4 protein-coding genes and 1 pseudogene are annotated in these 5,146 nt (G+C 41.2%); 4 read left to right on the top strand and 1 reads right to left on the bottom strand.

Features of this window, described 5'->3' with window-relative positions:
* Window positions 1-68: 68 nt before the first annotated feature.
* Window positions 69-299 carry a DUF1797 family protein gene (locus tag SSIN_RS00695; protein WP_037614573.1) on the bottom strand — a complete coding sequence of 77 codons (231 nt, stop codon included), beginning with the start codon at window positions 297-299 and terminating at the stop codon, window positions 69-71.
* Between the two features lie 245 nt (window positions 300-544).
* On the opposite strand from SSIN_RS00695, the gene SSIN_RS00690 reads away from it, so the two are divergent.
* From SSIN_RS00690 to SSIN_RS00675, 4 genes and pseudogenes are all read left to right on the top strand, one after another.
* Window positions 545-2,830: an ATP-dependent Clp protease ATP-binding subunit gene (locus SSIN_RS00690; RefSeq protein WP_037614571.1), complete on the top strand. Its 2,286-nt coding sequence runs from the start codon at window positions 545-547 to the stop codon at window positions 2,828-2,830.
* 509 nt (window positions 2,831-3,339) lie between these two features.
* Window positions 3,340-3,789: an NUDIX hydrolase gene (locus tag SSIN_RS00685; protein WP_037614568.1), complete on the top strand. Its 450-nt coding sequence runs from the start codon at window positions 3,340-3,342 to the stop codon at window positions 3,787-3,789.
* A gap of 68 nt (window positions 3,790-3,857) precedes the next feature.
* Complete coding sequence (locus SSIN_RS00680; RefSeq protein WP_037614566.1) at window positions 3,858-4,160, top strand: DUF1827 family protein; 303 nt, start codon at window positions 3,858-3,860, stop codon at window positions 4,158-4,160.
* Window positions 4,161-4,373: 213 nt separating this feature from the next.
* A pseudogene (locus SSIN_RS00675) lies at window positions 4,374-5,146 on the top strand (ISL3 family transposase); the annotation flags it as partial.

The following is a 5,146-nucleotide window of genomic DNA, read 5'->3' as shown; positions in this document are numbered from 1 at the left end:
TTCATAAAAATAACACCCCAAATGTTAGATTTTTTCTGTCTAACTTTTGGGGTGCGGTTCATTTTTTTTTAGTACAATAATTCATAAATTTCCATTGCAATCAAGTCGATGCTATCGAAAGTGTAGGTCTCACGCGCTGCAACATCACGCAGGGTAAAGACTGGACCGTTTTCTTCGTCGTAGCTGTAAGCTACTTCTGCGACAACAACTCCTTCACGCTCAAAATTACGTTTTAAATTTCCACCATCTTTGGCCATAGCTTCCAAGCGATTGATGATTCTAACTAAATGTGATTCCATTTTATTTCTCCTATTTACTTGGTTCTTTCCTATTTTACCACAAAAAGAAACTGAAATACCAGTAAAAGGGCATCTTTTTCTTATTTTTTCGCCAAAATTCTTGCAAATTCTTCAGTCTCAGCTAGGATTTTATACTTAATTCTTGCAATGTTTTAAAATACTGATATAATGAAATTATAAAAACCTTGACTATTTTTGACCATTTAAAAATAGGCAATTTCGCTTCCTATAGAAAGAGGTAGAACATGCTTTGTCAAAACTGTAAAATCAATGAATCAACCATTCATCTCTATACAAATGTAAATGGAAACAAACAGCAGATTGATCTCTGTCAAAACTGCTATCAAATCATGAAGACAGACCCTAACAATAGTCTTTTTCGAGGACTCGCTCAGGCTAACAACCAAGGAATTGACCCTATTGATGATTTCTTTAATAGCCTTGGTAATTTCCAACAACCGCAAGAACCAAATCCAAATATCCCGCCAACTCAATCAGGAGGAGGTTATGGAGGCGGTGGTTATGGTGGGTCCAGCCGTGGAGGTGGTCAACGTCAGCAAGCTCCGCAAAAAACCAAAGGACTTCTAGAAGAGTTTGGTATCAACGTGACCGAGTTGGCTCGCCGAGGCGAGATAGATCCTGTTATCGGACGTGATGAAGAGATTGTCCGTGTCATCGAAATCCTCAACCGCCGCACCAAGAACAATCCTGTCCTCATTGGAGAGCCCGGAGTCGGAAAAACAGCTGTGGTCGAAGGCCTAGCTCAGAAGATTGTTGATGGTGATGTGCCTCATAAACTCCAAGGCAAGGAAGTTATCCGCCTAGACGTTGTCAGCCTAGTACAGGGAACTGGAATCCGTGGCCAATTTGAAGAGCGGATGCAAAAGCTCATAGATGAGATTCGTTCTCGTCAGGACGTCATTCTCTTCATTGATGAAATCCATGAAATTGTCGGAGCAGGCTCTGCTGGCGATGGCAATATGGACGCTGGGAACATCCTCAAACCAGCGCTGGCTCGCGGAGAACTCCAAATGGTCGGAGCGACTACCCTCAATGAATACCGTATCATCGAGAAAGACGCAGCACTGGAGCGCCGCATGCAGCCGGTTAAGGTGGACGAGCCAACGGTAGAGGAAACTATTACCATCCTCAAAGGGATTCAGAAAAAATACGAAGATTACCATCACGTCAAGTATACAGATGCGGCCATTGAAGCCGCTGCGCTTCTCTCCAACCGCTACATCCAAGACCGCTTCCTGCCAGACAAGGCTATTGATCTCTTGGATGAAGCTGGATCAAAGATGAATCTGACCCTAAACTTCGTTGATCCTAAAGTCATTGACCAACGGCTGATTGAGGCCGAAAATCTCAAGGCTCAGGCAACCCGTGACGAAGATTTCGAGAAAGCGGCTTACTTCCGCGACCAGATTGCCAAATACAAGGAACTTCAAAAGACGAGCGTGCTGGATAATGATATCCCAATTATCAGCGAGAAAACGATTGAGCACATCGTAGAGCAAAAGACCAATATCCCAGTTGGCGACCTCAAAGAAAAGGAACAGTCTCAACTAGTCAATCTTGCCAGCGACTTAAAGGCTCATGTCATCGGCCAAGACGATGCTGTGGATAAGATTGCCAAGGCCATCCGCCGGAACCGAGTCGGACTCGGAACTCCCAATCGCCCAATCGGCAGCTTCCTCTTTGTAGGACCAACTGGTGTCGGTAAGACTGAGCTGTCTAAGCAATTGGCTATCGAGCTCTTTGGCTCTGCTGACAGCATGATTCGCTTTGATATGAGTGAGTACATGGAAAAACACAGCGTGGCCAAGCTGGTCGGTGCCCCTCCGGGCTATGTCGGCTATGACGAAGCTGGCCAGCTGACAGAACGCGTCCGCCGCAATCCGTATTCGCTCATTCTGCTGGATGAGGTAGAAAAGGCACATCCCGATGTCATGCACATGTTCCTGCAGGTTCTAGATGATGGCCGCCTGACTGATGGTCAAGGCCGGACTGTCAGCTTCAAGGATACGATTATCATCATGACATCCAATGCTGGAACGGGCAAAGCTGAAGCCAGTGTTGGCTTTGGGGCAGCGCGTGAAGGCCGAACCAACTCCGTTCTGGGGGAACTGGGCAACTTCTTCAGTCCTGAGTTTATGAACCGCTTTGACGGCATTATCGAATTTAAGGCACTCAGTAAGGACAATCTGCTGCAAATCGTCAATCTCATGCTGGATGATGTCAATCAACGCTTGGCTAGCAATGACATTCATCTAGAAGTCACCGAAAAAGTCAAGGAAAAACTGGTGGATCTGGGCTACGATCCGAAAATGGGTGCTCGCCCACTGCGCCGCACCATCCAGGACCATATCGAAGACGCCATTACTGACTTCTATCTGGAAAATCCAAGTGAAAAAGATCTCAAGGCGGTCATGACCAGCAACGGCAAGATCCTCATCAAATCAACTAAGAAAACTGAAAATCCTACTGATGAACCCAGCAAACCGACAACAGATGAAACCGAACAATAAAATATAAGAAAAGAAACCCAACTTAGGATTTAAACTAGGTTGGGTTTCTTTATAATAGAATAGATGTAATATTTCTAGGAAACTACTTATTTACACAAAGGCAAAGTCCAATCGTCACCTTTGCAGCATTCGTTTTAAACTCCTGCATATTGTCTGAGATGTAAAATAGTCTATAATTCCCGATGCTAAACAAGTTTCTTGTCAATCTAGTGCCTACACTTTGTGCTTGTCCACCCATCTGAATTTAAATAACAAGCAGCGACTACTAGACAAAATTTTTGTCATTTGGGGGTAATTTTCTTATTATTAATATCTTGTAACTTCAAATATATTTCCAACAAGATAAGAGAATAGTATCTAACTGCTCTATGAAAACTTCAAAATAGATTTTACTGGAACTTTCACTCTATTTTCTTATCAAGAAATCAAAAAAATACTAGTAAAGTCTTGACAGAGGCTCTTCAGTCCTTTATGATAATAGTAAACTTACTAGAGAATGAGGAAAAATCATGACACTTCCAACCTTTGGATTAAAAGAAGAAAATGTAGAATATGTGACCCGTTACGGAGTCTATGCTGTTATTCCCGATGAGAATAAAGAAAAAATTATTCTAGTTCAGGCACCGAATGGAGCTTGGTTCCTTCCAGGTGGTAAAATTGAGGATGGTGAAGATCACCTAACAGCTCTCAAACGAGAATTAATCGAAGAACTGGGCTTCACAGCTCAAATTGGAGAATATCTTGGCCAAGCAGATGAATACTTCTATTCCCGACACAGAGACACCCATTTTTATAATCCAGCCTACATCTACGAAACAATTTCCTTCACTGCGATACAAAAACCTGTTGAAGATTTCAACAATCTAGCTTGGTATCCAATCGAAGAAGCAATCAAAAAAGTTAAACGTGGTAGTCATAAATGGGGAATTGAAAAATGGAAAAGCATCCATAAAGCCTAAAGAGAATCGTTCACAATTTTCCAAAAAGATGTTATAATACTAGCAGATACAATGTAGGAGGAAATCGCATGAAGCTTATTAATACAACAAATAGTCACGCCGAACTTGTGAAAAGCCAGCTGGAAAGCACAGACGCGACACTAGTAGAGGTCTATTCAGCAGGAAACAGTGATGTTGTTTTCACACAAGCTCCTCTTCACTATGAAATACTGATTTCAAATACACACCGTGCTATACGAGAACAAGAAATTGAAAAAATTAGAGAATTCTTCTTAAAAAGAAAAATTGATTCTAAAATGATTGACTCATCTGCAATCCGAACTATTTACGCTAATAATCTAATAGAAATCTCAATCCCTGTTAAAGATTGAACTCCCAGATATAGAAAGCTATAAAGCAAAATAACTTATTATCAACTAAAGTGAATGGTCAATTTTAGCATTGAGAGAGAACCTAGGTTCTCTCTTTTTTATATGTTGAACATTAACTAGAAAATATACTAAATCTGATGTTCTGCAATTTCACCGATACCTATTGTATAATATGTCATATTGTTTTCTAATATTAATGTTAAAAAGCATATCATCAACTGGCTTCCAGAACACATGAACTGGGATGTGGAAACAGTCACTTCCCTGACTGTTTCAATCGACAGATAGAGATGAGCTTCATTGCGCAGGATTTTGACTCGCTCAAGGTCATCACAATTCTGGACGGACGAACGCAAGCAACCATTTGCAACCATTTCCTTCGCTATTCCAGGCAGGTCCGAAACCAAGTCAAAGTCATTACCATGGACATGTTTAGTCCCTATTACGATATTGCCAGAAAACTATTTCCAAAGGCTAAAATCGTTCTGGATCGTTTTCACATTGTCCAACACCTGAGCCGGGCTATGAACCGTCTTCGCATCCAAATCATGAAGCAATTTGAGAGAAAATCTCACGAATACAAGGCACTGAAACGCTACTGGAAACTCATTCAACAAGACAGTCGAAAACTAAGTCATAAACGCTTTTATCGTCCGACTTTTCGCATGCATTTGACCAACAAAGAGATTCTGGAAAAGCTGCTCTCTTACTCTCAAGAACTCAGAGAACACTATGACCTCTATCAACTCTTACTCTTTCATTTTCAAGAGAAACAAGCTGAACATTTCTTTGGACTCATTGAAGAAACAATTTCTTGTATAAATCCTATCTTTCAGACTGTTTTTAAGACTTTTTTGAAAGATAAGGAAAAGATTATCAACGCTCTGGAATTACCCTATTCTAACGCAAAACTAGAAGCTATTAACAACCTCATCAAAGTTATCAAACGCAACGCTTTCGGATTTCGGAACTTTGACAACTTCAAA

This window comes from Streptococcus sinensis (genome assembly GCF_000767835.1).
Taxonomy (GTDB): Bacteria; Bacillota; Bacilli; order Lactobacillales; family Streptococcaceae; genus Streptococcus; species Streptococcus sinensis.
This window is presented reverse-complemented; position numbering and strand designations above follow the sequence as displayed.